This is a genomic window from Reyranella sp. (assembly GCF_004297265.1).
In the GTDB taxonomy this organism is placed as follows: domain Bacteria; phylum Pseudomonadota; class Alphaproteobacteria; order Reyranellales; family Reyranellaceae; genus Reyranella.
The window spans coordinates 1-26,750 of sequence record NZ_SCUT01000051.1; the positions used below are offsets into that span (position 1 = coordinate 1).

General features: G+C 67.5%; 23 protein-coding genes. 8 read left to right on the forward strand and 15 right to left on the reverse strand.

Annotated features, from left to right (window positions below; translation table 11 throughout):
• Nucleotides 1-325: 325 nt before the first annotated feature.
• Complete coding sequence (locus tag EPO41_RS23200) at nt 326-1,309, reverse strand: TerC family protein (protein ID WP_296330445.1); 984 nt, start codon at nt 1,307-1,309, stop codon at nt 326-328.
• A 134-nt stretch (nt 1,310-1,443) separates the two neighbouring features.
• Here EPO41_RS23200 and EPO41_RS23205 point away from each other — a divergent pair, with 134 nt between their 5' ends.
• Complete coding sequence (locus tag EPO41_RS23205) at nt 1,444-2,358, forward strand: hydrogen peroxide-inducible genes activator (protein WP_296330448.1); 915 nt, start codon at nt 1,444-1,446, stop codon at nt 2,356-2,358.
• Nucleotides 2,359-2,370: 12 nt separating this feature from the next.
• Here EPO41_RS23205 and EPO41_RS23210 read toward each other — a convergent pair whose 3' ends face one another.
• Together EPO41_RS23210 and EPO41_RS23215 are read right to left on the reverse strand one after the other, a co-directional pair.
• Entirely contained in the window at nt 2,371-3,144 is a 774-nt protein-coding gene (locus EPO41_RS23210) for an ion channel (protein ID WP_296330449.1), read from the reverse strand.
• Nucleotides 3,145-3,201: 57 nt separating this feature from the next.
• A complete protein-coding gene (locus tag EPO41_RS23215) occupies nt 3,202-3,531 on the reverse strand; it encodes a hypothetical protein (protein ID WP_296330451.1) in 330 nt (109 codons plus the stop codon).
• Between the two features lie 218 nt (nt 3,532-3,749).
• Between EPO41_RS23215 and EPO41_RS23220 the strand changes: the two genes are divergently transcribed.
• Complete coding sequence (locus EPO41_RS23220) at nt 3,750-5,306, forward strand: phospholipase D-like domain-containing protein (protein WP_296330453.1); 1,557 nt, start codon at nt 3,750-3,752, stop codon at nt 5,304-5,306.
• Nucleotides 5,307-5,308: 2 nt separating this feature from the next.
• On the opposite strand, the gene EPO41_RS23225 is transcribed toward EPO41_RS23220, so the two are convergent.
• From EPO41_RS23225 to EPO41_RS23255, 7 genes are all read right to left on the reverse strand, one after another.
• Nucleotides 5,309-5,482, reverse strand: a complete 174-nt coding sequence (locus tag EPO41_RS23225; RefSeq protein WP_296330456.1) for a hypothetical protein — start codon at nt 5,480-5,482, stop codon at nt 5,309-5,311.
• Nucleotides 5,479-6,645: a PepSY-associated TM helix domain-containing protein gene (locus tag EPO41_RS23230; RefSeq protein WP_296330459.1), complete on the reverse strand. Its 1,167-nt coding sequence runs from the start codon at nt 6,643-6,645 to the stop codon at nt 5,479-5,481. Before EPO41_RS23230 ends, EPO41_RS23225 begins: the two co-directional genes overlap by 4 nt.
• A 9-nt stretch (nt 6,646-6,654) precedes the next feature.
• Nucleotides 6,655-9,072, reverse strand: coding sequence for a TonB-dependent receptor (locus EPO41_RS23235; RefSeq protein WP_296330462.1), 2,418 nt, complete (start codon nt 9,070-9,072; stop codon nt 6,655-6,657).
• A 116-nt stretch (nt 9,073-9,188) separates the two neighbouring features.
• On the reverse strand, nt 9,189-10,175 hold the full coding sequence (locus EPO41_RS23240; RefSeq protein ID WP_296330467.1) for a FecR domain-containing protein: 987 nt from the start codon (nt 10,173-10,175) through the stop codon (nt 9,189-9,191).
• Nucleotides 10,176-10,262: 87 nt separating this feature from the next.
• A complete protein-coding gene (locus EPO41_RS23245) occupies nt 10,263-10,784 on the reverse strand; it encodes an RNA polymerase sigma factor (RefSeq protein ID WP_296330470.1) in 522 nt (173 codons plus the stop codon).
• Nucleotides 10,785-10,843: 59 nt separating this feature from the next.
• Nucleotides 10,844-14,002 carry an efflux RND transporter permease subunit gene (locus EPO41_RS23250; protein ID WP_296330472.1) on the reverse strand — a complete coding sequence of 1,053 codons (3,159 nt, stop codon included), beginning with the start codon at nt 14,000-14,002 and terminating at the stop codon, nt 10,844-10,846.
• A gap of 4 nt (nt 14,003-14,006) precedes the next feature.
• Nucleotides 14,007-15,113: an efflux RND transporter periplasmic adaptor subunit gene (locus EPO41_RS23255; protein ID WP_296330474.1), complete on the reverse strand. Its 1,107-nt coding sequence runs from the start codon at nt 15,111-15,113 to the stop codon at nt 14,007-14,009.
• Between the two features lie 273 nt (nt 15,114-15,386).
• On the opposite strand from EPO41_RS23255, the gene EPO41_RS23260 reads away from it, so the two are divergent.
• The 4 genes from EPO41_RS23260 to EPO41_RS23275 all read left to right on the forward strand — a co-directional run bounded on the left by EPO41_RS23260 (nt 15,387) and on the right by EPO41_RS23275 (nt 19,582).
• Nucleotides 15,387-16,619, forward strand: a complete 1,233-nt coding sequence (locus EPO41_RS23260) for a cation:proton antiporter (protein WP_296330478.1) — start codon at nt 15,387-15,389, stop codon at nt 16,617-16,619.
• Between the two features lie 72 nt (nt 16,620-16,691).
• Nucleotides 16,692-17,204, forward strand: coding sequence for a hypothetical protein (locus EPO41_RS23265; RefSeq protein WP_296330480.1), 513 nt, complete (start codon nt 16,692-16,694; stop codon nt 17,202-17,204).
• Nucleotides 17,205-17,276: 72 nt separating this feature from the next.
• Nucleotides 17,277-18,221, forward strand: a complete 945-nt coding sequence (locus tag EPO41_RS23270) for a hypothetical protein (protein WP_296330482.1) — start codon at nt 17,277-17,279, stop codon at nt 18,219-18,221.
• Nucleotides 18,222-18,310: 89 nt separating this feature from the next.
• Nucleotides 18,311-19,582 carry an MFS transporter gene (locus EPO41_RS23275; protein ID WP_296330484.1) on the forward strand — a complete coding sequence of 424 codons (1,272 nt, stop codon included), beginning with the start codon at nt 18,311-18,313 and terminating at the stop codon, nt 19,580-19,582.
• A 109-nt stretch (nt 19,583-19,691) separates the two neighbouring features.
• Here the strand turns inward: EPO41_RS23275 and EPO41_RS23280 are convergent, their stop codons facing one another.
• Both EPO41_RS23280 and EPO41_RS23285 read right to left on the reverse strand, forming a co-directional pair.
• A complete protein-coding gene (locus tag EPO41_RS23280) occupies nt 19,692-20,495 on the reverse strand; it encodes an SDR family NAD(P)-dependent oxidoreductase (RefSeq protein ID WP_296330489.1) in 804 nt (267 codons plus the stop codon).
• Entirely contained in the window at nt 20,492-21,634 is a 1,143-nt protein-coding gene (locus EPO41_RS23285) for an SRPBCC family protein (protein WP_296330491.1), read from the reverse strand. The genes EPO41_RS23280 and EPO41_RS23285 overlap by 4 nt, the downstream gene beginning before the upstream one ends.
• A 139-nt stretch (nt 21,635-21,773) precedes the next feature.
• Here EPO41_RS23285 and EPO41_RS23290 point away from each other — a divergent pair, with 139 nt between their 5' ends.
• Both EPO41_RS23290 and EPO41_RS23295 read left to right on the forward strand, forming a co-directional pair.
• Complete coding sequence (locus EPO41_RS23290) at nt 21,774-22,541, forward strand: hypothetical protein (RefSeq protein ID WP_296330494.1); 768 nt, start codon at nt 21,774-21,776, stop codon at nt 22,539-22,541.
• A gap of 441 nt (nt 22,542-22,982) precedes the next feature.
• The gene (locus tag EPO41_RS23295) at nt 22,983-23,231 is read left to right on the forward strand and encodes a DUF6496 domain-containing protein (protein WP_296330497.1); all 249 of its coding nucleotides are present in this window, start codon (nt 22,983-22,985) and stop codon (nt 23,229-23,231) included.
• A gap of 170 nt (nt 23,232-23,401) precedes the next feature.
• Here EPO41_RS23295 and EPO41_RS23300 read toward each other — a convergent pair whose 3' ends face one another.
• Genes EPO41_RS23300 through EPO41_RS23310 form a run of 3 tightly spaced genes read right to left on the reverse strand, consistent with a single transcriptional unit; the run spans nt 23,402 to nt 26,548 of the window.
• Nucleotides 23,402-23,635 carry a hypothetical protein gene (locus tag EPO41_RS23300; RefSeq protein ID WP_296330500.1) on the reverse strand — a complete coding sequence of 78 codons (234 nt, stop codon included), beginning with the start codon at nt 23,633-23,635 and terminating at the stop codon, nt 23,402-23,404.
• 1 nt (nt 23,636) lies between these two features.
• Nucleotides 23,637-24,326 (reverse strand): endonuclease/exonuclease/phosphatase family protein, encoded by a 690-nt coding sequence (locus tag EPO41_RS23305; protein WP_296330502.1) that lies wholly within the window; start codon nt 24,324-24,326, stop codon nt 23,637-23,639.
• On the reverse strand, nt 24,323-26,548 hold the full coding sequence (locus tag EPO41_RS23310) for a VTT domain-containing protein (RefSeq protein ID WP_296330503.1): 2,226 nt from the start codon (nt 26,546-26,548) through the stop codon (nt 24,323-24,325). The genes EPO41_RS23305 and EPO41_RS23310 overlap by 4 nt, the downstream gene beginning before the upstream one ends.
• Between the last annotated feature and the right edge of the window lie 202 nt (nt 26,549-26,750).

Genomic DNA, 26,750 nt, shown 5'->3' on the forward strand with positions numbered 1-26,750 from the left:
ACCCAACCCTACCCGGGATCACCGCGCTGGCCGCTGACCGGCCCGCCATCGCCTGACTCGTGGCGGTCGCTCAGGCGGGCCGATCATCGGCCTCCTACACCACCACCGGGGACACGACCGACCCGAAGCGCACGATGCTGATTCACCCCCCTCCACCCTGCTCAAATGATCCCATCATCCAGAACGTGCAGCACTAGCCCGCAATGCTTGCAATGAACGGCGTCGTGAAGGCGAAGCGCGCACGCGGTGCATTCGGACGGTCGGCGATGCGGCGGGTGCGGCTGACGTGGATGGTTAGCCGGACCAACACTTTGAGGTCCACCCCTCACCTGTGCATCGCCCCCTCCCGCGTCTTCCACAGGGACCAGGCGATGCCGGTGGCGATCAGGCCGAAGGTGACGGCGAGGCTGGCGACGGGCGGGAACTTCGCGTCGCCCAGGAGGAAGTCCGAGACGAAGATCTTGGAGCCGATGAAGACCAACACCGCGGCGAGCGCGTGCTTCAGGTAGTGGAAGCGGTCGATCATGGCCGAGAGGGCGAAGTAGAGGGCGCGCAAGCCCAGCACCGCCATGATGTTCGAGGTGTAGACCACGAACGTGTCGGTGGTGATGGCGAAGATCGCCGGCACCGAGTCGACCGCGAACACCAGGTCCGCGAGGTTGATCACCACCAGGGCGAGGAACAGCGGCGTCGCGGCCAGCGCCCTGCGGCCGGTGCGCTCGTCGGCGCGGAAGACGAAGAAGCGGTCGCCGTGCAGCTCCTTGGTCACCCGCATGCGCTTCGAGATCCAGCGGATGGCGGCGTTGTTCGCGAGGTCCGGCTCCTGGTCGTTGGTGAAGAACATCTTCACGCCGGTCACGATCAGGAAGGCGGCGAACAGGTAGAGCACCCAGTGGGCCTCGCTCACCAGCGCCGCACCGGCCGCGATCATCAGGCCGCGCAGCACGATGACGCCGATGATGCCCCACAGCAGCGCGCGGTACTGGTACTTCGCCGGGATGGCGAAGAAGGTGAAGATCAGGCTGATGACGAAGATGTTGTCGATCGACAGCGCCTTCTCGATGAAGAAGCCGGTGAAGTACTGCATGCCGAGTTCGGCGCCCTTCTCGACCCAGACCCAGGCGCCGAAGGCCAGCGCGATCGAGATGTAGAAGGCCGAGAGCTTCAGCGATTCGGCAATGCCCATCACCCGGTCCTCCTTGTGCAGGAGGCCGAGGTCGAAGGCGGTCAGCGCCACCACCAGCGTGATGAAGGTGAGCCAGAACCACACCGGCGTGCCGAGGAACGGCTGGACCAGGAGCTCGGTCATTCGGGGGCCTGGCTTGTGTGGCGGCGCATGCTCGTTCGTCCTCTGTGGTCGAGAGGGCGAAGATGGGTTGCCGCAGGCGATTGCCGAAATAGAAAGAGTGGGCCACAGTTGATAGTCATTGACTATCACCCCGCATGACCACGCTGCGCCAGCTCTCCTATCTCGTAGCCCTCGCCGACAGCCGCAGTTTCCGGCGGGCCGCGGATGCCGTGCACATCGCCCAGCCGACCCTGAGCCAACAGCTCAGGGCGCTGGAGGCGCGGTTGGGCGTCACCCTGGTCGAGCGCAACGAGAGCCCGGTCCAACTCACGCCGATCGGCCGGGACCTGGTGACACGCGCCCGCCGCATCCTGCTCGACGTGAAGGATGCAGAGGAGATGGTGCGGCGCTCGCGGGCCGGCATCGCCGGCACGATCCGCTTCGGCGTCACGCCGACCCTCGGCCCCTACCTGATGCCGCGCATCGTGGCCTCGCTGCACCGCCGCTTCCCCGACCTGCGGCTCTACATCCGCGAGGGCATCCCCGACGAGCAGGCGCGCGAGCTGGCGCGCGGCGAGCTCGACATGGTGCTGTCGCCCCTGCCCGTCTCCGGCAGCGACCTGCATATCGAGCCTCTGTTCAGGGAGCCGCTGCACATCGTCTGCCCGCCCGAGCATCCGCTGGGCCGGGCTGCGAAGGTGCGCCGCGGCGACCTGGCGGGGATCGGGTTCCTCAGCCTCGACCGCCGCCACCATGCCCACCGCCAGGCCCGCAAGATCTGCGAGGACCTCAAGGCGACGCTGCTCGAGGATTACGAGGGCACCAGTCTCGACAGCCTGCGCCAGATGTGCGGCTCGGGCCTGGGCTTCGCGATCCTGCCGGAACTCTATCTGCGGTCGGAGGTCGGCGGCACCGACATGGTCACCCGCCTCCCGATGGCCGGCTGGACCGCCAGCCGCTCCCTCGCCGCGGTCTGGCGCGACGGCTCGGCCTATTCAGACAGCTACGCCACCATCGCCGAGACGATCGCGGCGGAGGCGCGGAGCATCCTCGCGGGGCCGGCGCTCTAGCAAGCCGTCGCGCTAAATTCCCTCGTTCGGGATCTGCAGGACGATGCCGCAATGCTTGCAGTGGACCGCGTCGATGTCGTGCACCAGCAGCGCGCAGGACGGGCATTCGAAGCGCACCTTGTTGGGCCGGAAGATGGCCTGCAGCAGGCGCAGGAAGAGGCTGACGCCCACGATCATGATGATCACGGCGAGCAGCCGGCCGCCGGGGCCGCTCAGGGTGATGTCGCCGAAGCCCGTGGTCGTGAGGGTCGTGATGGTGAAGTAGAGCGCGTCGATGTAGGTCGCGATATGAGGGTTGATGTTGTGCTGGGTGACGTAGACCACCGACGTCACGATAAAGATGAAGACGCCGAGATTGACCGTGCGCTGGATGATGTCCTCGTTGCGCCGGAACCACTCGGAATCGCGCCGCAGGTCGCGCAGCAGGTGGTAGGAGCGCAGCAGGCGCAGCGCCCGGGCGATGCGCAGGAACGCCAGGTTGTCGATGAAGACCGGCAGCAGCAGCGACAGGATCACGACCAGGTCCGCCGCCGAGGACAGGCTGAAGAGATGCCGCAGCGGCCGGCGTTGCACCCAGAGTCGCACCGCGAACTCGGCCGACAGCAGGATGCCGAGCGCGAGGTCGAGGGCGATCATCCAGGTCTGGTGCCCGCCGAACGGCGCGACGAAGAAGAGCCCGATGGTGGCCAGGTCGAAGCCGACCAGCCCGTAGCGGAACCGCCGGGCCCGCCGGTCGTCGCCGAAATAGAGCCCCTGGAACTTTTCCCGCAATTCGGCCGCTGTCATGCTTCCAGATACCACGGCTGAAGCTCTGGGACATTGAGAGCAGTCTTCAGCATTGCCTCAGAGCTGGTAGTACAGCCCGCCGCACAGGCCGATGACCGCGAGGCCCAGGCCGAAGAGCTTGAAGAAGCGCGCCGACTGGTTCGCGAGCGATTGCTCGTGGCGTGCGGCGAGGCGCTGCTCCTCCGGGAGATCCCGCCCGCCCTGCAGTCGTGTCGCGAGGAAGCTCGTGTCCTCGTCGAGCTCGAACCGGGTGCTGACATAGCAGATGGCGAGGCCGATCACGGCGATGCCGAAGAAGGTCGTATAGGAAACGATGAGGAAGACCACGGCCGAGGCGAGCAGCCAGGCCGAAAGCCCGATCGTGACGAGGATGGTTCTCGCGGACACGCGACACCTCCCGGTGGAGCGGCAAGCGCTGAAATGTATCGGCCACATCCCCGCCCCGCAATCGGCTCCTGCGCTGAGCAGGCGATGCGCAGGCAGGTCATGTTCTCGATGAAGACGGGCAGCAGGGACGTCCGGGAACTTTTCGCACAATCCCGTCGTTGCCATGCCTCCAGATACCACGGCCCCGGCGTCGGGGCCCCCGGGAGAGCCCCGTCAACATGTCCCCGCCGGCACCGCAGGCCCGTCGTCATCCCAACGACCGCCAGATGCGCTACCGTGGCTCCATGCCGGACACCGAAAGCACCAACACCGCGCTGTTCTGGCGGCGCGAGAAAGCGACCCGGGCGGGCCTGATCGTCGATGCGAAGGCCTATTTCGAGGTCGGCCGCAGGGCGATGCTGAAGGCCCGCAAGCGCATCATGCTGATCGGCTGGGACTTCGATGCCCGCATCGAGCTTTCCGAGGAGCGGCTGCCGGGCGAGCCGCGCACCCTGGGCGAATTCGTACTGTGGCTGGTGAAGCGCAATCCCGAGCTCGAGGTGTTCCTGCTGCGCTGGAACATCGGCGCGGTGCGCACCCTATTCCGTGGGACCACGATCTTCACCCTGATGCGCTGGATGGCGCACCGGCGCATCCACACGCGTCTCGACAGTGCGGCGACGCTGGGCGCCTCGCATCATCACAAGATCGTCGTGATCGACGACTGCGTGGCCTTCTGCGGCGGTATCGACATGACCAGCAACCGCTGGGACACGCCGGAGCATCGCGACCACGACCCGCGCCGCATTGGCCCGGACGGCAGCCCCTACGCGCCCTGGCACGACGCGACCACCATCCTCGAAGGCCCGGTGGCGGCGGCGCTGGGCGAACTCGCGCGGCAGCGCTGGCAGGCGGCCGGCGGCGCGGTGCTGGCCCCCGTCGAAGGCGCCTGCGACTGCTGGCCCGATGGGCTCGACGCGCAGTTCCGCGACATCGCGGTGGCGATCTGCAGGTCGCGACCGGAGGGCGACGGCGCGGCGCCGGTGCGCGAGATCGAAGCGACGTATCTCGCGCTGATCGCACGGGCCCGCCGCTACATCTACGCCGAGAGCCAGTACTTCGCATCGCGCCGCATCGCCGAGGCGATCGCGCACCGGCTGGAGGAGCCGGACGGGCCGGAGATCGTCCTGGTCAATCCCTTCAAGTCGCAGGGCTGGCTGGAGCCGGTCGCGATGGACACGGCGCGCGCCCGCCTTTACGAGGCGCTGCACCATCTCGACAGCCACGGGCGCCTGCGGATCTATCATCCGTTCACCGCGCAGGGCGAGCCGATCTACGTGCACGCCAAGATGACGATCGTCGACGACGAGGTGCTGCATGTCGGCTCGTCCAACATGAACAACCGCTCGATGCGCCTCGATACCGAGTGCGACGTCACCATCGATGCGGCGCATCCCGGCAACGAAGGCGCCGCGGACGAGATCCGCGCCCTGCGCGACAGCCTGCTCGCCGAGCATCTGGGCGTCCCCGCCGACAAGGTCGCCGCGGCGATCGAGGCGAAGGGCTCGCTGATCGAAGCCGTCGAGGCGCTGCGCGGCGAGGGACGATCGCTACGTCCCTATGAAGTGCCCGACCTCGAGGAGGTCGAGAAGTGGCTGGCCGACAACCAAGTACTCGACCCCGAAGGGCCCGACGACGTGTTCGAGGCGATGTCGAACGGCGGCCTGCTGCGCGGCCTGCGCCGCCGCCTGCGCGAGCGCACCGGCCGGATCAGGGGCCGTCTGTTGCCGGGCTGAGCTCAGCCCGGACGTCTGAACAAGGACCGGACGACGGCCAGCGCGATGACCAGAAGCGGCACCGAAAGCGCCAGCCACGAGACGAACCAGAACGGGCCTCCTTCTCCCAGCAAGGCCGAGACGAGGCCGATGAAGGTCAGCACCGCCAGCACGAGCGGCCAGTGCCAGCGCGTCAACGCGCGGCCTCCTGTGTCGCCGCCTCTTCCCTGAGACGCAGCTCGATGGGTGAACGGCGCCGGGAAAGCCAGAGATAGAGGCCGCTGCCGAGAACGACGATGGTCACGAGGTCGAGCAGCGCCCAGATGATCTTGAGGGGCAGGCCGCCATAGTCGCCGAAATGCAGCGGCCGCGAGACCTGCAGGGTGCGCAGGTACCACGGCATCTCGACGACGGCCGTGAGCTTGCCGCTCACCACGTCGACCAGCACGGGCGTGAACAGGCGTGCCGTGAGCGCGGCATTGCCCCTGGTCCAGATCAGGTAGTGATGCGGACTGCCGATCCGGCCATTGGGGAACACCACGCTGGTCGGATGGCGATCCGGCAGGGTCCTGGCCGCGAGGTCGAATGCCGCCTGCACGGACGAGAAGGACGCGGCCTCGGGCATCGACTGTCCGCGATAGGGCTTCAGCATTTCCTGCACGTCGGTGCGCTGCCAGACGGCGAAGAGCGGCTGCGACAGCTCGTTCATCACACCGGTCGCGCCAACCACCAATGCCCAGGCGATGGTCACCACGCCCAGCATATTGTGCAGGTCGAGCCACCACAGGCGGCGTGAGACCCCGCGCAGCGCGCCGAACCCTTGTCGTCGGGCGAAGGGCGCGTAGAGCACGCCGCCGGAGACGACGGCCACCACGAATACCAGCCCCATGAAACCCAGGAACAGTTCGCCCGGTAGCCCGGCGAACAGATCGCGATGCAGGCGCAACATCAGGTCGACGAAGGTCAGCGGCCGCACGTCATAAGGTTCGATCTCGTTCAGCAGCTCGCCCGTGCGGGCGTCGAACCGCAGGCGACGCGCCGTCCTGGGATCCGCCGTCGGCGACGGCAGCATGCCGACCAGGACCTTGGGCTCGTCATCGTCGACGAAAGCGAACCAGACGACGTGGTCGGGCCGCTTCTGCTTCGCCGTCGCGACGATGCGATCGAGGTTGGCGAGCGGCGTGTCCGCCGGCAGGTCGGCGAAAGCCGGCTCGTCGCTCAGCAGCTCGCGCAACTCGTCGCCGAAGATCAGCGGCAGGCCGGTGAGGCAGAACAGCAGCAGGAACGCCGTGCAGACGAGGCTGGTCCATTTGTGGACCAGCGCCCAGCGCCGCAGCCTCGTGACGTCGTCGCGCGCCATGCTCTGCCGTCAGAAGTCGGTCGTCAGCGACAGCAGGAAGGTGCGCGGCGCACCCATCGACAGCCCGAAGGTGCTGGTCGCCGAGGCCCAGTAGTTGGCGTCGAACAGGTTCTCGACGTTGAGGCGCAGCGCCACCGGCTTGCCGCCCGGCCGCTCGAAGGCGTAGCGCACGCCCGCGTCGAAGCGCGTCCAGCCGGGAATGCTCTGGTAGTTGGTCGGGTCGAGATACTGTGCGCTGGTGTAGATGGCGCGCCCCGAGAAGGTCAGCCCCTTGAGGAAGGTCGCATCCCACTCCGCTCCGAGATTGAGCTGGACGTTGGGAACGCCCGGCGCGGTCTTGCCCTGCGTGAGGGGCGTAGCGGTGCTGAGAAGCTTGCCGTTCATCAAGGTGATGCCGCCCAGCGGCCGGAAGCCTTCCCACGGCTCGCCGAAGACCATCAGCTCGATACCCTGGTTCCGCTGTATGCCGTCGACCCCGAATACGGCCGTCGACGGATTGGTGAAACCCGAGGGCTGTTCGATCTGGAACAGGCTGAGCGTCGTCGCGAACTTGCCGAAATCGACCTTGGCGCCGACCTCGTACTGCTTGGTCTTCATCGGTGCGAACATCTGGCCGGCGTTGACCGTGCCGGCGGGCGCCGTCGGCCCCTGCTGCAGACCCTCGATCCAGTTGCCATAGATCGACACGTTGTCCCACGGCTTCACGATGAAGCCGAGCGCCGGCGAGAAGGCGCTCTGATCGTAGGATGCCGTGATCGCACCGGTCACGTTGCTGAAGTTGGTGACCTGGACGCGCTGCAGGCGGCCGCCGAAGACGAACTGGATTCGCTCGTCGAACACCGACGCCACGTCGGCCACGGCAAGGCTCGTGAGCTGCGTGCCGGCGATCTTCGGCGGATTGAGGAACGGCACGACGGGTTTCGCGACGAAGGTGGGATTGTAGAGATTCGACGGGATGGAAATGAGGACCGGCGAGAGCGAGCCGTTCTCGAGGTACACCCTCGTGCCGGTGACGGACAGGGCGTGGCTCACCGGACCGGTGTTCGCTCGCCCGCGCACACCCGCCGTCTGGGTATCCGCGTTCGACCAACCCGGGAAATTGAACGGCGCGTCGGTCAGGTTACCGTTGGCATTGGTGATCGTGGCGAAACCCGACAGGCTGGAATATTTCTGACGGCGGCCGCCGACGGCCGCGAAGGCCGTCCAGTCGGGCGTGATGTCGAACTCGCCCTGGACCGCCCCGAACAGATCGTCCGTCTGCATGTAGGTCCAGGGCTGGAACCAGTTGGCCCGACCGCCCGGCGCCGCCGGCACCGCGACTCCCGCGGCGACGTAGGTGGGACGCAGCGGGGAGTTCACGGTCTGCGTCTGGTAACCCAGATCGAACGAGAGGCGGGCCCGGTCGCCCTTGAAGTCCATGCCGAAGACCGTGGCGCCCAGCTCCTGTGTCTGGCGGTCGACCGCCGTCGGGCCGTTGCGGTAGGTGCCATTGAAGCGCACGCCGTATTCCTTGTCATCGCCGAAGCGGCGGCCGAAATCGACGGCGCCCCCGACCTGTGCCCCCGTGGCATAGGTCGCGGTGACGCGGTTGAGTGGGTCGTTGCCGGCGCGCTTCGGGACCAGATTGATGCTGCCGCTGACGCTGCCGAAGGGCGGCATGCCATTCAGCATGGCATTCGGCCCCTTCAGGATTTCGACGCGCTCGAGATAGTCGGGCAGGACCTGGACCGGCGGCGCGACGCCGTAGAGACCGTTGAAGGCCCAGTCGTTGTTGTTGAAGTTGAAGCCGCGGATCATCAAAGGCGTCGTGTAACTCGACGCCGACCAGGAATTGCGAACCGACGGATCGTTGGCGACGACGTCGGCGAGGGTGCGCGCATTCTGGTTGCGCATGAGTTCGGACGTATAGCTCGTCTGGTTGAAGGGCGTGTTCATGAAGGTGCGTTCGCCGAGGATGCCGACCTGTCCCCCGGTCGCCACCTGCCCGCCCGCGTAAGGAGGCGGCAGGTTGTCGATCATCGCCTGGGGCGGGACCAGGTTGCCCTGCACCTGAACCGGATCGAGCTGCATCGCACCGGTTGCGGCGGGCGGATCGAGCGACACGGTGTTCGCACCGGTGAACCGGAACGTGACGCCCGTGCCGGACAGAAGCTGGGTCAGGGCCTGCTGCGGCGTGAAGGTGCCGGCGATCGCATTGCTCCGCAGGCCGCGCACGCGTTGCACGTCGAAGAAGATCTGCAGGCCCGCGCGGCTGGCGAAAGTGAGCAGCGCGGTGTTCAGGTCCTGGGCCGGAATATCGTAGGCCGCGACGGCTTGGGCGAGTTCGGGCGCAGTGCCCTGCGCGTGCACGGAGGACGCCGTGGTCGCAAGCGTTGCAACACATGTCGCCGCAATAAGGGCCTTCCGCACCGTTGCCCGCTTCGCCATAACCGCACTCCCCCTTACGCTTTGCAGTGCCTGGCGTTCGGCTCGGCTCTCCCTGATTGAGACGAAGTGAAGACAAGAGTCGGTAAAGAGTTGGCGGATTTTTTCCGCCGCTCGCGTCAGTAGAGCACGGTCACCAGCGGCGCCGATGCCGTGCGCACGCCGAGTTCGCGGGCAATGGTGGCGAGGACGGTATCGGGGTCGGCGGCGTCGAACACGCCCGACACGCGGCGGTTCGCGAGGCTGGCGTTGCCGATCAAGATGCGGCCGCGGCGGTAGCGGTTGAGCTCGTCGACGACCTGGCCGAGCGTCACGCGGTCGAAGACGAGACGATCGCGGCGCCAGGCCAGCGCCTGGTCGAGATCGACCGGGTGCAGGCGTCCAAGTCCCGCCTCCGCATAGCGCACCGACTGACCGGGCGAGAGCACGATCTCCGCCGCACGCCCGCCGGCAGTGTCGACCGAGACCGCGACCTCGTGCTCGACGACGACGACCTCGACGGAGTCCGGCAGGCGATTGACCGAGAACTGCGTGCCCAGCGCGCGCGCGTTCCCCGCCGCGGCCTGCACGACGAAGGGCCGCTGCTCTCCATCCTTGCGTGGCGCGGCCGTGAAATAGGCGAGCCCCCTCAGCAGTTCGACCCGCCGCTCGACCGCATCGAAGTGAAGGGCGATCGCGCTGGCCGGTCCCAGCTCGATCGTGCTGCCGTCGGACAGATGCACCGTGCGCCGCTCGCCGGGTACCGTGCGATGGTCGGCCGCGACCATCACCATCGGATCGCCGTTCCACAGGATCGCGCCGGCCACCAGCACCAGCAGACTCGCGGCCAGGGCTGCAAAGCTGCGCCAACGCCCGGCAGCGCGGCGCGGCTGTGGCGCGTCTCCGCTCTGTACGTCGTGCAACAATGCGCCCGGCGCCTTCGCCACCGCTCCCATGAGGCTCCAGGCTTCCTGCGCCTCACGGAACGCAACCGAATGGCGTGAATCCTCGGCCAGCCAGTGCTCGAGCGCGCGATGCTCGGCCGGCGCCAGCGGTCCGCCACCCAGCTTCGCCAGCCACAGCGACGCCTGCTCGTCGATTTCGTCCTGCTCGCTGGGCTCAGTCACTTCGGGCTGTACCTTTTCGTCCAAACAGGGGGATCACCACGCCAGTAAGACGAGTCCCGCCGCCAATCCGGTAAGTCCTCACGAAGTTTATTCGAGCGAGCCGGCCTGACGCCCGCGCAGCCGCTGCATGACGTGCTTCACCGCCCTGGCGAGATGTTTCTGCACCGAACTGTCGGAGATCTGCAGCCGTCGCGCCACATCGCCATATGTCAGGCCATCGATGCGGGTCAGGACAAAGACCTGGCGGGTACGTTCGGGCAGTTCCAGCAGCGCGTCGCGCGCCGCCGCCACATCGCTCAGCCCGCCGGCCACGCGCTCGGGCGACGGCCGTTCGTCGGCGACTCCCTCCATGTCGTCGACCGGGACCGGGTCGGTTCGTTCCCGGCGCTGGCGGCGGACATGATCGACAGCGAGATTATGCGCCGTCCGATAGAGATAGGATCGCGGATGGACGACCGCCGCCGCGCCGGGACCCTGCTGGGCGTAGCGCAGGAATGCTTCCTGCGTCAGCTCCGCGGCCGTCTCGCCGTCGCGCACCTTGCGCGTGAGATAGGCCTGCAATTCCCGCCGATGGGCCAGGAACAGGGCCCGGATGTCCTTGTCCGCCACCCTGTCCCTCTAAAGCCAATGCGAATCATTTTCAATCCGCTGCCTGCAGGAGGAAGGTGTCAGCCTTGCCCCTTCTCCGGACGCTTCAGACCGCGAAAGGGCTTGCGCAGCAGCTCCGGCACCGCCCGGCGCATCTTCTCGAAGGCGACATAGAGGCCCGGGATCACGAAGATGCCGATGCAGGCGGCCGCCAGCATGCCGCCGAACACGGCGGTGCCGACCGCGCGCTGGGTCGCGGCGCCCGCGCCCGAGGCGATCACCAGCGGCACGAGGCCGAGGATGAAGGCAAAGGAGGTCATCATCACGGCGCGGAAGCGCTGGCCGGCGGCCGAGGTGGCCGCCGTCGCCGGGTCGCTGCCGCCCGCCCGCTCGTGCATGGCCACCTCGATCACCAGGATGGCGTTCTTGGCCGCCAGCGCGATCAGCACGACGATGCCGATCTGGGCGTAGATGTTGTTGGCGAGACCGGTCAGCCACAGCGCGGCCAGCGCGCCGAACAGGCCGACGATCACCGACAAGAGCGCCGCCACCGGCAGCGCCAGGCTCTCGTAGAGGCCGACCAGGAACAGGTAGGCGAACAGCACCGCGAGGGCCAGCACGAAGCCGGTCTGGCTGCCCGCCTCCTTCTCCTGCTTCGCCATGCCGGCCCACTGGAAACCGTAGCCCGGTGGCAGGCTTGCACGCGCCACCCGCTCCATCGCCGCGATCGCCTCACCCGAGGAATAACCCGCGGCCGGTGCGCCGTTCAGCGTGACCGAGCGCAGGTTGTTGTAGCGGTTGATGGTGGCGGGCGCCGTGGTGAGCTCCAGCGTCGCCATTGCCTGCAGCGGCACCAGCGTGCCGCTCGCCGAGCGCACGCGCACGCGGTTCACGTCCTCGACGGTGCGGCGGTCGGCGGCGTCGGCCTGCACGCGCACCGTCCAGGTGCGGCCGAACATGTTGAAGTTGTTGACGTTGCGGCTGCCCATCGCGGTCTGCAGCGCGGCGAAGATGTCGGGGATGGCGACGCCCAGGGTCTCGGCGCGGTCGCGGTCTAGCTCGAGCCGGATCTGCGGCGTCGAGGCGCTGAAGGTGGTGAAGACGCCGGCCAGTTCGGGCGCGCTCTGCGCCGCGTTGATGACGCCGCGCGCCACCGCCACGATCTCCTCCGGCGGTGCGCCGGTGAGGCTCTGCACCTCGAACTCGAAGCCGGACGAGTTGCCCAGCCCCGCGATCGGCGGCGGGTTGAAGGCATATATGTTGGCCGCGGCCACGCGCTGGAACGCCTTGTTGAGCCGCTCCAGCACCGCGAAGGCCGACATCTCGTGGCCGGGTCGCTCGGCATAGGGCTTCAGCGACACGATCATCATGGCGCGGTTGGGCAGGTTCAGTCCGTCGAGCAGGCTGTTGCCGCTGACGGTGAAGAAGTTCTGCAGCCAAGGCTGGCCCTGCAGCATCTCCTCGACCTGCGTCACCGCCTCCAGCGTGCGGCTGGTCGAGGCGGCGTCGGGCAGCTGGATCTCGGCCATGAAGGAAGACTGGTCCTCCTCGGGCAGGAAGCCGGTGGGCACGATACGCAGCAGCCCGCCGGTCGCCAGCGAGAACAGGGCGACCAGCCCGACCGCAAGCACGCTTCGGCGGATCAGCGGCGCCGCAAGCCTGAGATAGCCGTTGCGGGTGGCGTCGAGGCCGCGCTGGAGGCGGGCCATCAGGCCGCGCGGCGCGCCGCGTCGGGTGAGCAGCAGCGCGCACAGGGCGGGCGACAGCGACAGGGCGTTGATCGCCGAGATCACCATGGCAACCGAGATGGTGAGCGCAAACTGCTGGTAGAGCTTGCCGGCGATGCCCGGCATGAAGGCCGTCGGGATGAAGACCGAGAGCAGCACCAGGGTGATGGCGATGATCGGTCCCGTGACCTCGGCCATCGCCTTCTCGGTGGCCTCGGCGGGCGTGAGGTGCGGCTCCTTCTCCAACGTGTGTTCGACCGCCTCGACCACGACAATGGCGTCGTCGACCACGATGCCGATGGCCAGCACCAGGGCCAGCAGCGATACGGTGTTGAGCGAGAAGCCCATCATCTGCATCACCGCGAAGGTGCCGATCAGGGCCACCGGCACGGCGATGATCGGGATCAGGGTCGCCCGGACGCTGCCCAGGAACAGGAAGACCACGACGGCCACCAGCACGAAGGCCTCGATGAGCGTCTTCACCACGCTGTGGATCGTCGCCTCGACGAACACGGTCGTGTCGTACATGACCTCGAAGGCGACGTCCTCGGGCAGCCGGTCCTCGAGGTCCTTCAGCACCTGGCGAACGCCCTCGGCGGTGGCCAGCGCGTTGGCGCCGGCCAGCTGGTAGACGTTGATGCCGGCCGCCGGCTTGCCGTTGTAGCGCGTGGTGACGTCGGCATTGGCCGAACCCAGCTCGACCCTGCCGATGTCGCGGATGCGCAGCAGCGCGCCGTCCGGATTGGCGCGCACGGTGATGTTGCCGAATTCCTCCGCCGAGGTCAGGCGGCCCTTGGCCGTGATGTTGAGCTGGAAGTCGACGCCGTCGAGCAGCGGCGCGGCGCCGACCCGGCCGACGGCGGCCTGCATGTTCTTGGCCTCGATCGCCTTCACCACGTCCTGCGAGGTGACACCGAGGCTCGACATGCGGTCGAGGTCGAGCCACACGCGCATGGCATAGTCGAGCCCACCGAACAGGCCGGCCGAGCCGACGCCGGGCACGCGCTGCATGGCGTCGAGCACGTTGATGGTGGCGAAGTTTGACAGGAACAGCGCATCGCGCGTGCCCTTGGGCGAATAGACGGCGACCACCTGCAGCAGCGCCGAGGACTGCTTCTTCACCAGCACGCCGTTGCGCTGCACCTCGTCGGGCAGCTGCGGCATGGCGCGGTTGATGCGGTTGTTGACGTTGACCGTATGGTCCTGCGGGTTCGAACCGACCTTGAAGGAGACGCTCAGGCTGTAGCTGCCGTCGCTGCCCGAGGTCGACTTCATCGAGATCGAGTTCTCGACGCCGTTGACGTTGCGCTCAATGATCTGCGCCACGCTCTCCTCGACCACCTGGGCCGAGGCGCCGGGATAGCTGGTCGTGACGGTGACTTCCGGCGGCACGATGTTGGGAAACTGCGCGATCGGCAGGCTGCCCAGCGCCAGCAGGCCCGCAATGACCATGATCGCGGAGACGACGAAGGCGAGCCGCGGGCGGCGGATGAAAACGGAGGCGATGCCCATGGGATCAGCGCTTCGGCTGGCCGGCGGCGGCCGGCGCGGCCTGCGCCTCAACCACCATGCCGGCGCGCACCCGCTGCTGACCCTGCACGATGACCCGGTCGCCCTCCTTGAGCCCCGCCGTCACGGCGATCATGCCGTCGCGCACGAAGTCGACGGTGATGCGACGCTGCTCGACGACGCCTTTGCCGTCGACCACGTAGACGTAGCGACCGGTCTGGTCGATCGCCATGGCGGCCTGCGGCACCACCATCACCTTGGCCGGTTCGTTGCCCTCGACGATCACCCTCACCGTCTGCCCGTCGGTCAGCAGCTCGTCGGCATTCTCGAACACCGCGCGCGCCATCTGGCCGTCGGTGGTGGGATCGACCGCCACGTCGATGAAGTCGACCTTGCCCTTCTCGGGGTAGAGTTTGCCGTCGGCCAGGCGCAGCCGCACGGCCAGCGCCTCGCCCGTGCGCAGGTCGCGGCGCACGTTCAGCAGGTCCGCCTGGGGGACCGAGAACAGGGCGCGGATCTGGCGCTCGTTCACGATGGTGGCGAGCACGCCCGACTCAGGCCCGACGAGGTTGCCGGGGGCCACACTGGCGCGGCCGATCAGGCCGGCGATCGGCGCCGTGATCTGCGTGTAGGAAAGCTGCAGTTCGGCATCGTCGAGTTGCGCCTGGGCATCGTCGAGCGTGGCCTTGGCCTGCAGCTGCTCGGCCAGCCGCTGGTCATAGGAGACCTGCGAGACGTTGTTGGTGCGCAGCAGCTCGGCCGCCCGCTTGAGCTGGGCGTCGGCATTGATCAGCGCCGCCTGCGCCCCGTCGCGCAGCGCCCGCTTCTGGTTCACGGCGATGCGGTAGGGCGTGGGATCGATGGTGAACAGGAGCTGGCCCTCCGTCACCTTGGTGCCGTCGGCGAATTCCCGCTTGCCCAGCACGCCCTTTACCCGGGCGCGCAGTTCGACCTTGTCGAACACGGCGAGCCGGCCGACATATTCCGACTGCGGCGCCAGCGTGCGTACCTCGACGGGCCGCACCAGCACGACAGGCGGCGCATTCTCGGCGGATTTGGTCTGGGCGCCGGCCGGCAGGACGAAGGAGAGGCCGAGAAGAAGACCGGGAAGCAATCCGACAAGCCGTCGACCGAGAGCAAGGGAAAGCTGCCCAAAACCGCGCGCCCCGTATCTCATCTCTCAACTCCAAGTCCTTGCCGAAGCCTACGATGAACGGGCCTCTGAGCGTCACGAAGCATACTTCCACGCCAGACAGGCTGCATGACCTATTCAATAATTTATTGCAACGAAGGAGACGGGATTGGACGTAGTCAGAGGCGCTCGACGAGGAACGGTGCGCGCGCACGAGCGTTGACGCCCGCCGGATACCGGCCCCAGGCGAGGATCATGGACCCCTATATCGTGATGCTCGCCGGCTTCGGCGCCATCGTGCTCCTGACGGCGTGGCTTCCCATGCTGCTGAAGGAGCTGCCGCTTTCGCTGCCGATTTTCTGCGTCGCCGCTGGCGCCCTGCTGGCCGGGGCCTTCGATTATGCCCAGGCTCCCGCGCCACAGGCCAATCTCAAGCTGACGGAGCGGCTGACCGAAGCCGTGGTCATCGTGGCGCTGATGGGCGCCGGGCTGAAGCTGGACCGGCCGCTTGCCTGGGCGACCGCCGGCCTCACCTGGCGGCTGCTGGGCCTCGCCATGCCCTTGACCATCCTCGCCATCGCCCTGCTGGCCCACGGACTCCTGGGCGTCGGGCTGGCGGCGGCGCTGCTGATTGGCGCGGCGCTCTCTCCCACCGATCCCGTGCTCGCCAGCGATGTCCAGGTCGGCCCGCCGGGGCAAGGCGGTGAAGACGAGGTTCGCTTCACCCTGACCGCCGAGGCCGGCCTGAACGACGGGCTTGCCTTCCCCTTTGTCCATCTCGCGATCCTCCTCGCGGTGGCGAGCACGACTGGCGAGGGATGGTGGCTGAATTGGCTGACGATGGACCTCGGCTGGCGGCTGGCGGCGGGGATCGCCGTCGGGGTCGCCGTCGGCCGCGGCCTTGGCTGGCTGACGTTCCGCCTGCCCAATCGCTCCAAGCTTTCGAGGACAGGCGACGGGTTCGTCGCATTGGGAATCACCGCGATCGCCTACAGCCTCGCCGAGATGGCGCACGGCTACGGGTTCCTGGCGGTCTTCGTCTCCGCGGTCGCTTTCCGGAGCTTCGAGCGACGGCATCGCTACCATGAGACGCTGCACGATTTCGCCGAACAGATCGAACGTCTGCTCATGATGATGCTTCTCGTGCTGTTTGGCGGCGCGCTGGCGGAGGGCGGCCTGCTAAGGGACACGAGCTGGGCCGTTATCGGCTTCGCGGTACTCACGCTTCTGGTCGTCCGGCCGCTCGTTGCGTGGATCAGCCTGATCGGCCGCAAGGAGCCCACACCCGAGAGGGCGATCATCGCCTTCTTCGGCATTCGCGGCATCGGTTCGGTCTATTATATCGCCTTCGCCCTCGGCCGCGCGCCCTTCGAAGAGCCAGACCTCCTCTGGAACGCGGTCTCCCTCGTGATCGTCATCTCGATCGCGCTTCATGGAACGACCGTGACCCCGATCATGCGATTCATCGACAAGCGCCGGGGACGGTGACTCCCCGGCCTTCAACGCGACGGAACGCGACCGACGGCGCGGCGTTACAGGCTCGACCGTGGAGAGAATGACATGAATTACAGGATTTTGGCGGTTTGCGCCGCGTCCCTCTCGCTGTCTGCGGTTACGCCGGTCCTTGCCCAGGGCTCGTTTGGCGCGCTCTCCATCGAAAGCTGCCCGGATTACGTGGCAAAGACGACAAGCCAGGTGCAGATGGCGACCGGCTGCAGCTTTGCGGGTGGGCGCTGGAGCATGGACCCGGCCGAACACATGGCGTGGTGCAAAGGCGCGTCGCCACGCGAGCGTGGACGTGAGGACGACGAACGTCGCAAGGCCCTGACCACGTGCCGGGGGGATTTCGGGGCGGTTCCGATCAAGAACTGCAAGGAGTACGCGGCCAGGTCGCGATCGCAGGTCGAGCTTGCCCAGTCGCTGGAGCCGGATTGCGTCTTCGAAGGGATGCGGTGGAGTTCGAATCTGGTTCAGCACGTGCACTGGTGCAATCGGACGCCCGCAAACCGGCACGAACTGGAAGACGCCGCGCGCCGGAGGGAACTGGCGGCGTGCAAGCCGAAGCCCAGGTAGCGGCCCCGGCGGCACGGGCTCATCGTCCGCTTTGCATCGGACTGCGCGAACCATTACGTGTTCGTCGGCCACATGACAGAGATTGCCGCCCCGACTTTCGACGACCTGCCAACAACGCTGCCGCTGGGGTCCACCTTCTTCGAACCGGCGATCGAGCAGGTCCGGAAGTTCGCCTATGCCGTCGAAGACGAGACAGGCTGGCTGGTGGGTGATCCCGCCGACGCGCTCGTGCATCCGCTGTTCCTGTCGACCTACATGTGGTTTCCCTCGGGGTTCTACCTGCGCGCGCCCGGGGAGATCGGACATTTCGGCCTGTTCCGGCAACACCATGGCCATCTGGTCGGCACGCCGTTCCTGCACGGCAAGTCGTCGGCGCGCTTCCTGCGCCCGTTCCGCCTCGGCCGCCCGATCCGGGCCGACGTGGCGGTGACAGATAAATATCGCCGGCGCGGGCGCGACTACATCGTCATGCGCGCGTCGTTCTTCGACGCCGACGGCGCAGCGCTCGCCGTCTACGACCATGGCTGCGCGATCCGCAGCGACGAGATGCAGCGCCCGGCGACTCCCTCTGCCGCACCTGATGCGGCATCCCCAAGCGAGCTTCCGCCCCGCCGCATCGAGATGTCGCTGGAGAAGTCGCGCCTGTTCAGCCTGCCGGCCGAGAATTACCACACCCATGACCGGCTGGCGCAGGCGATCGGCGCCCGCGTCGCGATTCCGGCGGCGATGATGTCCTTCGCCTACCTGTCGCGCTTCGCGGAGGACGTCTTCGGCGCAGACTGGATCTCGCGCGGCCGTCTCGACGCGACCTTCACCCGCATGCTCCAGCGCGACGACGTGCTGAGCGTCGAAGGCCGCCGGGTGGAGGGCGTCGCCGATGCTCTGACTCTCAGCATACATAATGTGCGCCGAGAGCCTGTTGCCGTGGCGGCGGCGCGATTGTCCAGCCCGATCGACCATCCGGCGGGCGGAACTCTTCAACGCGCACCGATTGCAGCGCCCTCTCGCTGTCGATAGCACTTACATCAACGAACTAACGCGCCGCCGGCTTTGCCGGTCGAGAAAGCGGAAATGGACAGAGGAAGCGCTTCGTGACTTCGCCCGGCATGAGCAGGAGCATCCGGCGGCAGGCCGTCATCATCGTGGCGACGCTGGCGACCGCCTATGTCGCCAGCCATTTCTTCCGTGCCGCCAACGTCACGATCGGGCTCGACCTCATGCGCGACCTCGGCATCGGGGCGGAGGCGCTGGGCGCGCTGACGGGCGCGTTCTTCTTCGGCTTCTCGGCCATGCAGATTCCCTGTGGGTTCCTGTTCGATCGCTACGGGCCGCGGCGCACCGTGACCGGCATGCTGGTCGTCGCCGTGATCGGCGCCGCCCTGTTCACGCTCGCGGCGGGGTGGCCGCAGCTGCTGGCGGGCCGGGCGCTGATGGGTGCCGGCTTCGGCGTCATGCTGATCGGGAGCATGGTGGTGATCTCACGCTGGTTCCCGCCCGACCGGTTCGCGACGCTCGCGGGAATCGTCCTGTCCGTGGGCCTGCTCGGCAACCTGCTCGCCACCACGCCGCTCGCCTGGGGAACCGAGCTGCTCGGCTGGCGTGGCGTGTTCGCGATCATGGTGGCCTTCACCGCCCTGGCGGCCCTGGGTGTCTGGGTGATCGTGCGCGACGCGCCGCCCGGCCACCCCTTCCTCGAGCGCAAGCCCGAGACCGCAGCCGAGATGATGCAGGGGTTGGGCGAGGTCCTGAAGAACCCGCAGCTCAAGTTCATCATCGCGCTCAATTTCTGCAACTACGCCTGCACCTTCACCGTACAGGGCCTGTGGGGCGGTCCGTTCCTGCGCGAGGTCCACGGGCTGACGCCCGTCGAGTCCGGCAACGTGCTGCTGGCTGCGGTGGTCGCCTACCAGATCGGCATGCTGACCATCAGCCCGCTCGACCGCGTGTTCGACACGCGCAAGCGCATCGCCATGGCCGGCACCCTGTCGGTCGCCGTCATCCTGGCCGTGCTCGCTCTGTGGGCCCGGGCGCCGCTGTGGGCCGCCGTCGCGGCGATCGTCGGGATCGGGTTCCTCAGCCCCTGCAGCACCATGGTCATGACGCACGGCCGCGGTATCTTCCCCGACCGGCTGATCGGCCGCGGCATCGCCACCATGAACACCAGCGTGATGCTGGGCGTCGCCTGCATGCAGACCCTGTCGGGCATCATCATCGGCGCCTTCCCTCCGCTGCCCGACGGCGCCCGCTCCGAGGAAGCCTATCGCACGCTGTTCGGCTTCATGGTCGCCGTGCTGCTGGTGGCGATGGCCACTTACAGCCGGTCGAAGGACATCCGCCCCAGCGACGAGCTGCGCGCCCGACAGGCGGCGCTGAAATAGGTGATGTCGCAAGGGAGCGCGCAACTCCAGTTGCGCTCATGCCCTGCCGATCAACATAGTTTGAGCGCAACTGGAGTTGCGCGCTCCAAAGAGCTGCGCGGTGCTCGCTCTACGCCAGGCCCAGCCCCATGCCGCCGTCGACGCGCAGGATCTCGCCGGTGATGAACTGGGCCTCGTCGGAGGCCAGGAACAGCGCGGCATAGGCGGTGTCGTGGCCGGTGCCCATCTTGCCCCGCAGCGGCACCATGGCATTGCGCTCGGCGCGGACCTCTTCCGTCGGGCGCCCGGTCGCCTGGGCGATGCCGGTGATGGCCATCGGCGTGTCCATGAAGCCCATCATGATGGCGTTGGCGCGGACGCCGTAGCGCGCGTTGGATTGCGCCACATGGGTCGTCAGGCGATTCACCGCCGCCTTCGATACTTCATAGGCCATCTGCGTCGCGCCGCTGGTGGCGGCGAGCGAGGAGATGTTGACGATCGAGCCGGACTTCTGCGCCCGCATCACCGGGATGGCCGCCTTGATCGTGTGCCACATGCCCTTGAGATTGACGTCCATGATGCGGTCCAGCACCCGCTCCTCGATCCGGTGGGCGGGCGCATCGCCTCCGCCGCCGATGCCGACATTGTTGATCAGGATGTCGACGCGGCCGTAGCGCGTCATCGCCAGCTTGATGATGCGATCGCAATCGTCGGCGACCGTGATATCGGCCTCCATCGACGAAACCACTGCCCCGGTGGACGAGATTTCCTTCGCCGTCTTCTCCGCGCGTTCACCGCTGCGGTCGACGCACAGCACCGTCGCACCCTCGCGCGCGAGCAGCTGGGCGATGGCCACGCCATTGCCGATCGTCTCGCCCGGGGTCTGGCCGGCGCCGACGACGATGGCGATCTTTCCCTCAACGCGCTTTGTCATGACTTCTTCCTCTGCGACAGCATCTCGACATGTTCCGTCAGGTGCCGGTGAAAGTGCCCGATCGCCTGCTCGTAGTGGCCGAAGGTGAAGTGGGTGTTGGCGCCCGACGCCAGCCCCGCCTGGATCTCGCGGGCAGCGTGACGGTCTTCGAGGATGCCGCTCTCCTGCACGAAGTTGGCGTCCTTACGTGCCTGTTCGATGTCGAGCGGTTTGCCGTTCTTGAGGCGCGGAGCCAGCTGGTAGACGACCCAGTGTGTCTCCGACGGCGAGACCGGCTCGAGGATGATCAGGATCGCGTGGCTCGACAGCACGCTGACATGGGTGTTGGGGAAGAGCTGGTGCACGTCGGTGATGCGCCCTTGCGTGCTCCACTCCTCGCGCGGCAGCGTGCGCAGCTTCTCGATGCGGCGGAACGGGAAGACGATGCGCGAATTGCGGCCGTGCAGCTCGACCACGTTCAGATTGTCGTAGCCGTAGGGATAGAAGGACTGATTGTGCAGCGCCTTGATGTGGTAGCCCTCCATCGAGGTCTCGCCCAGCACCTTCCAGTTCGCCCTGTCGTCGAACTCGATCTTGTTGAACAGCACGTAATCGTCGGTCAGCACCTCGGGCAGGTCGCCGAGCGGACCGTCCGACAATGGCTCGTCCTGCGTCACGAAGACGATGCCGTTCCGCTCCTGCACCGCGGCCACCGGCACGAGCCCGTGCGCACCCTTGTCGAGGCCGGGGAAGCCGTCCTCGCCCGGAATATGCCGCAGCGACCCGTCGAGACCATAGGTCCAGGCGTGATAGGGGCACGCGAAGGCGCGCTTGCAGCCTTCGCCCTCTTCCAGCTTCATGCCGCGATGGCGGCAGGCGTTGCGGAAGCCGCGCACCACGCCGTCGGTGCCGCGCACCACCAACAGCGGCGTGCCGACCGTCGTGCGCGCGATGTAGGAGCCGGGCTCGGGCAGCGCCGCCGACGGGCAGAAGGCCATCGGCACGCGGCGCAGCACCTCGATCTCAGCTGCGAACCGGTCGGCCGAATGATAGTTCTCGACCGGCTCTCGCCACACCACCGTGCCCTTGTCCGTGGTCTTTCCGTCGATATGCGAGAGAATGCGATCGATCAGATCGGTTTCGTTCAGCAGTGCGGCCATTCTTCGTCCTCTGCAGGCGGGCGGGGCGATACTATGTCCCGCCACTTCGACGACGCAACAAACCGAGCCGCTCAGCGAGATCGCAGAAGACGGACGCCGCGGAACGGGCGCCGGACCTTCCGACCTGCTATCAGGCAGGATGGATCGTTCCTACCTGATCATCTGCGCGTCCGCCCTCGTCGCCATGTTCGGTGGCGGACTGATCGGGCTCTACGTCGCGCGCGCCCTGCCCCAGCATCACCTCACCAAGGAATCCGGCGCGGTGGTCAAGCTGGCGGCCGCCATCGTGGCGTCGCTGACCTCGCTGGTGCTGGCCCTCATGCTGTCGGCGGCCAACGGTGCCTACTCGATCAACGCCGGCATCGTGACCAAGCTCGGTGCCGACATCGTCCAGCTCGACCATTTGCTGCGCTCCTACGGACCGGAGGCGACGGGTGCGCGTGCCAGCCTGCTTGCCTATGCCGGGCACAAGAAAGAGGAGCTGTTTCCCACCATACCGCCGCCGCGTCTGGATGCGCGGATCAGCGCCGATCTTCTCGACAAGCTGCTCGACTCCATCCTCTCGCTCGGGCTTTCCGACCGACGGCACACGGCGCTGGCCGCCCAGGCGCTCAACCTCACCAACCAGATCTACGCCGAGCGCTGGCTGCTGTGGGAGAATCCCGGCACGACGGTACCCACCCCCTTCCTCTTCGTCCTCATCTTCTGGCTGTTCCTGGTGTTCCTCAGCTTTGGCGTATTCGCGCCACAAAACCTGACGGTGGTCGCCAGCCTGTTCCTCTCCTCACTGGCGGTGACCGGCGCGATCTTCCTGATCCTGCAGCTCGGCGACCCGATGCGTCACAGCTGGCTGCAGATCTCCGGCGAGCCACTGCAGCGCGCGCTGTCGGAGATCGGCCGTCCGTGACGGCCGATCACCAGCGCTCGCGCGTCGGCTTGCCCGGAAGGGTCGAGGCGTCGGCCCAGGGAAGCTTCCCTTCCACACCGTAATTGTGGATGGGGGTCACACGCGTGGGTTCGTCGAGGCTGCCGGCACAGAGCGCGATGTCGTCGCGGCCGTCATAGGCCAGAGCGAGCGACGTGCCGCAGCTTGCGCAGTGGCTGCTAAACCAGTTGCCGGCGACGGCAACCGATCGGCCGCGCGCGCATTGGTCGAAGGCAGGGGAGCCACACGTTTCGTTGGCGATGGTCGAACGCTTCGTCCCTGGCGTCTCCGGCGGAAAGCCCGCACCCTTCGTTCATCCGGAAATGTGCAAAGGGGGTCGCGGGCTTTCTTCCGTGCTTCTCCCGGGAACAGGCAGCCAATGCGCGACGGTTGCGTTAGGCGCTGAACCGTCGAGGAGGAACCATGGCAAAATATTCCCGAAGCGCCAGCAAGGATGTCGAGAGCGCGATGGAGCGCCGCAAGAAGGGCACGCTGAAGAGTGGTCCCGGCGGCAAGGGCGGCACGGTGAAGAGTCGCAAGCAGGCCATCGCCATCGGCCTGTCCGAGGCGCGCGCGAAGGGCAAGAAGGTGCCGGCGAAAAAGAAGACCGCCGCCAAGAAGAAGACGAGCGCGAAACGGAAGACCACGGCGAGGCGCAAGAAGAAGGTCTGAGCGGGCGGGAGACTCAGCCACCTGCGCGCATCGCCGATGCGCGTCGTCTTTGGGGAGAGACGCAGCGCTTCGCTCGGGCCGAGTGTCGCGAAGAAGCGTTCGAGCGCCGCGCGGCGAGCGGACAGGGGTTCCCCTCGCCGGTCCCGCCCCTTCTCGTCCTTCAGCGATCATCAGCGACGGTGTCTCTTCGGCGAGGCGCCGAATGCGGCTGCCGGATGCAGGCGCATCTGCAGTGCCTCGAAGGACAGGCTCTTGCCGGACCGGCCCAGCAGATCGATCTCCTCTCCGTCCCGGCACGCCAGACAGCGGAACCCGTCCCACTTGGGCTCGTATTGCCAGCCTTTGCCGTCGGGCAGGCCGTCGACCTGCCGGGCTTCCATCGCCACGGGGCCCGTGCGCGCCACGCTAGACCGCGATGTCGGCGATCACCGGCAGGTGATCCGAAAGCTCGCGCGCGCGGTGGTCGGTGCAGCTGGCGATCAGGGCCGACGCGGGGAACAGATAGATGCGGTCCAGCTCGAAGAGCGGCAGCCGTGCGGGAAAGGTGCGATGGCGGCTGAAGCCCGGCAGGGCGCGGGCGAGGCCGCGACGCACCGAGCCTGCCCAGAGCCAGTCGTTGAAGTCGCCCAGCGCGACGGTCGGGCGGTCGAGCCGGCCCAGCATGCTCAGGAGCGCGATGGCCTGGCTTCGCCGTTCACGCAGGGTGAGACCGAGATGGGTGGCGATCACGCGCAGCGGCCCGAAGGGTGTCGCAACATCGGTACAGATGGCGCGGCGTGGTTCGCGCTCGGGATAGGACAGATCGTGGATCTGCGTGTTTTCGAGCGGCCACCGGCTGATCAGCGCCTGGCCGTACTCGCCGTCGGCCGTCACCACGGTCTTGGCGCCGATCCCGTGCGAGCCGAGTGCCGCCTGCAGCACGTCGAAGGGATTGCCGGCCTGGGCCTCGCGGACGCGCCGCGAATCGATCTCCTGGAGGGCCACGATGTCGGGCGCGTGGCTCTTGACCAGCGCGATCACGCGATCGAGGTCGAAGCGCGGATTGCGACCGAAGGCGCCGTGGATGTTCCAGGTCATCAGACGGACGGAGTTCAAGAAGCCCGTTCCCCGAACCGTGACACGATGGCCTGTGCCCCGAAGGAGAGCCCGATCCAGCCGGCGACGCACAGCGCCAGCACGCCGATCTGGCTGGCGCTGGGGTCGGCCAGCACCTTGGCGATGCGGTCGCCCATCAGCGCGATCGCGACCAGCCCCGGTCCCATGCCGATCAGCGTGCCGAGCCCGAAGTCGACGAAGCGGATGGAGCCGGCACCCGCCGCGAGATTGATCAGCGAGAACGGCGCAACCGGTATCACGCGCAGCGCGACCACGGCGAGCAGGCCGCGCCGCTGCAGGCGGTCACGCAGTCTGTCCCAGCGCTGGCCAAGGAGGCGCCTGGGCACCTCTTGCCCGAAACGGGCACCCGCCGCGAACATGATCCCGGCGCTCGCCGCGACCCCCGCGGCGGAATAGAGCATGCCCCACCATGGGCCGAACACCGCCGCCGTTGCCAGGATCAGGATGGTGACGGGAAACGCCACCGCGCCCCCCACCACAAACAGCGCGAGCACGAGTCCCAGGGCCCACGGTTCGCCCTCGGCGCCCTCGAGCAGCTCGCGAATATGGTCGGGCTGGGCCAGCTCCTTCAGTCCGGTGAACTGCCAGGCGAGAGTCAGCAGGACGATCAGTGCAAGAGCACCGCCCACGACGAGGCCGGCGCGCCCCAGCAGGCGCTGCTCGCTTTCGCCGCCCTTTGCCGGCTTTGGCGGAGATCCGACATGTGTTTGTCCGGCGGCCTGCCGGTCCTCGCGCCTGGCCAGGCGCCGCCCAACGGTGCGGCTGCCATGGAACAGCAGGCGCGGCAGGAGGCGGCCGGCCAGGCGACCCAGCCGCAGCGGCCGCGCCGGGTCGGCAACCCGCTCGGCCAGCCGCGCGAACAGCGTGCGGTCGGGCTGGCCGTCGTCGATGGGCACGAGGCAGTGGCCGTTGCCACAGAGCTGGTCGGCCACGCGCACGAGCGAACCCTGCTGCGCCATGGCCGCCTCGACCTCTTCCGCCGGCACGCCGCAATGCTCGCCGAGAAGGCGATTGCGCAGGCTTGTGATGGCGACGCGCTCCCGATCCGTCGCGGCCTCGATCGCGAGGTCGCACTCGGTGTCGGCGCCCATGGACCGGTTGTTGAGGTTGGCGGAACCCACCCGCAGGAACCAGTCGTCCACCACCATGATCTTGGAATGGATCATGGTGTAGGTGGACCGGCCGTTCTGCTCTATCGACGGAAACAGCAGGCGCACGCGATCACCGCCCGCCGCCTTTACGGTGCGCCAGAAGCGGATGCGGCCGTTGCGCATCGTGCGGCGCTCGACGAAGGAATCATGGCTGCGCGGGGCCACCATCACGATCTCCAGTTCCGGCCGCTCGCGCAGCCGGTGGGCGAGCGCGGCGGCGACCAGGCCGGAGGTCATGAACTGGTTCTCGATGTAGATGGTGCGCTCGGCGCGCGCGATGCTCTCGACAAACAGCGCCTCGACCTCGCGCACTTCCTCCTCGCGATGGTAGCGTGGCTGGGTGCGCGCGATTGCCACCCCGACGTCGGTGAAATCGGGTTCGAAGCTTTCCGGCCAGGGCTGCCCTTCGGGCCGCACTTCCGGTTCGCCGCCACTGGCACGGCACCAGCGGGCCCGCGCGAGCAGCGCCAGCGCCCTCGCCGCCTCGCCGTCGACTATCATCTGCACGTCGTGGAACGGCCGATAGGGCTCGCCGCCCGGGTCGACCCGCCGGGCATTGTCGGGCTCGTGGCGGCTGGTGTCCCAGCGCCGGATCGTGAGGTCGAGGCCGCCCGAGAAGGCCAGGGCATCGTCCACCACCACCAGCTTCTGGTGTTGGGATGAGCCGAAAGGCACCGTCGAATCGAGGCAGAAGGTGACCTGCGGCGGCATCTGCCAGTTCAGGAAAAGCCGCGGCAGCGGCTCGCGCTCATGGGCATAGACGAGTGAATAATCCCAAAGCAGCAGGTGGATCTGCAACTCGGGCCGCCGGCGGGTGAGTTCGGTGAGGAAGGCCGCGAGGTTGGTCGGAAATCCGTCGGTCGGCGGGCGATCCCCTACCAGTTCGGTGCGACTGTCGATATCCCAGCCGACTATGAATATGGTGCGTCGCGCCTGCAGAAAGGCCTCGCGCACGGCCGCGAAGAAGGCGGCACCGTCGACCAGCAGCGCCGCCCGGCGCGCCCGCTCGACCGTCCAAACCGTGCGTCCAGGCTGAAAAAGCGGCGACATGGAGCCTATAACGCCGATGACCCTGTCGCGATCCGCCGTGCTCGCACGAAAGCGGGAACAAGGCGACGCCGCGCTCGTTCAGAATTCATGTTGGATTTTCTGAGCGGTCTCCTCTGGCCGGTCGTCATCGTGGTATCGACCGTGTCGATCGCCGTCGGCGTCGGTGTGTTCATAGCGACGCGCAAGCTCGACTAGGGTATCT

What these genes read in the sequence shown, in the direction of transcription:
- EPO41_RS23280 (WP_296330489.1), bottom strand. Translation starts at nt 20,495, where the DNA reads ATGACAAAGCGCGTTGAGGGAAAGATCGCCATCGTCGTCGGCGCCGGC.
- EPO41_RS23260 (WP_296330478.1), top strand. Translation starts at nt 15,387, where the DNA reads ATGGACCCCTATATCGTGATGCTCGCCGGCTTCGGCGCCATCGTGCTC.
- EPO41_RS23270 (WP_296330482.1), top strand. Translation starts at nt 17,277, where the DNA reads ATGACAGAGATTGCCGCCCCGACTTTCGACGACCTGCCAACAACGCTG.
- EPO41_RS23230 (WP_296330459.1), bottom strand. Translation starts at nt 6,645, where the DNA reads ATGGCGCGCGACGACGTCACGAGGCTGCGGCGCTGGGCGCTGGTCCAC.
- EPO41_RS23265 (WP_296330480.1), top strand. Translation starts at nt 16,692, where the DNA reads ATGAATTACAGGATTTTGGCGGTTTGCGCCGCGTCCCTCTCGCTGTCT.
- EPO41_RS23250 (WP_296330472.1), bottom strand. Translation starts at nt 14,002, where the DNA reads ATGGGCATCGCCTCCGTTTTCATCCGCCGCCCGCGGCTCGCCTTCGTC.
- EPO41_RS23275 (WP_296330484.1), top strand. Translation starts at nt 18,311, where the DNA reads ATGAGCAGGAGCATCCGGCGGCAGGCCGTCATCATCGTGGCGACGCTG.
- EPO41_RS23235 (WP_296330462.1), bottom strand. Translation starts at nt 9,072, where the DNA reads ATGGCGAAGCGGGCAACGGTGCGGAAGGCCCTTATTGCGGCGACATGT.
- EPO41_RS23285 (WP_296330491.1), bottom strand. Translation starts at nt 21,634, where the DNA reads ATGGCCGCACTGCTGAACGAAACCGATCTGATCGATCGCATTCTCTCG.
- EPO41_RS23205 (WP_296330448.1), top strand. Translation starts at nt 1,444, where the DNA reads ATGACCACGCTGCGCCAGCTCTCCTATCTCGTAGCCCTCGCCGACAGC.
- EPO41_RS23290 (WP_296330494.1), top strand. Translation starts at nt 21,774, where the DNA reads ATGGATCGTTCCTACCTGATCATCTGCGCGTCCGCCCTCGTCGCCATG.
- EPO41_RS23200 (WP_296330445.1), bottom strand. Translation starts at nt 1,309, where the DNA reads ATGACCGAGCTCCTGGTCCAGCCGTTCCTCGGCACGCCGGTGTGGTTC.
- EPO41_RS23310 (WP_296330503.1), bottom strand. Translation starts at nt 26,548, where the DNA reads ATGTCGCCGCTTTTTCAGCCTGGACGCACGGTTTGGACGGTCGAGCGG.
- EPO41_RS23295 (WP_296330497.1), top strand. Translation starts at nt 22,983, where the DNA reads ATGGCAAAATATTCCCGAAGCGCCAGCAAGGATGTCGAGAGCGCGATG.
- EPO41_RS23220 (WP_296330453.1), top strand. Translation starts at nt 3,750, where the DNA reads ATGTCCCCGCCGGCACCGCAGGCCCGTCGTCATCCCAACGACCGCCAG.
- EPO41_RS23210 (WP_296330449.1), bottom strand. Translation starts at nt 3,144, where the DNA reads ATGACAGCGGCCGAATTGCGGGAAAAGTTCCAGGGGCTCTATTTCGGC.